General features: G+C 67.7%; 1 protein-coding gene. It reads left to right on the forward strand.

Features of this window, described 5'->3' with window-relative positions; translation table 11 throughout:
• Positions 1-648 (forward strand): type VI secretion system tip protein VgrG (gene vgrG, locus KW849_RS30985; protein WP_218433898.1); only part of this gene is annotated, 648 nt, incomplete at both ends.

The raw sequence follows: 648 nt of genomic DNA on the forward strand, positions 1-648 counted from the left end.
ACCACTACGCCGAGCCCTACACCGAACTCGGCCACCCCATCCATCGCGACGAAACCCTGCAGACCGAAAGCGGCCACTTCTTTGCGCGCCTGCGCCACGAACGCTACCTCAACCAGCAGACCCGCCTGCGCGGCACCAGCAGCAGCGCCACCCTGGCCCCCGGCCAGGTCCTGACCATCTCCGGCGGCGCGCCCAAGGCCTTCGACAGCCGCGCCGTGATCACCCGCATCAAGACCAGCGCCGCCCGCGACCGCGGCTACGAATGCGATTTCGAAGCCATGCCCTACGCCTTGCGCCTGTGCTTCCGACCACCCGTGCCACCTAAACCGAAAATCGCCGGCACCCTGCCAGCGCGCATCACCTACCCGCTGCCCAACGCCGTCTACGCCGAAATCGACAGGGAAGGCCGCTACCGGGTCAAATTCCTCTTCGACCGCGACACCTGGCCACCCGGCCAGGAAAGCAAATGGCTGCGCCAGGCCCGCGCCTACGCCGGCGACACCTACGGCCTGCATCTGCCACTGATCGCCGGCACCGAAGTGGCCATCGCCTTCGAGCAGGGCGACCCGGACCGCCCCTACATCGCCCACGCCCTGCACGACGACCAGCACCGGGATCTGGTGTCCCAGCGTGCAAACAACTACCAGC

The organism is Pseudomonas sp. PDM26 (genome assembly GCF_019219185.1).
GTDB lineage: Bacteria > Pseudomonadota > Gammaproteobacteria > Pseudomonadales > Pseudomonadaceae > Aquipseudomonas.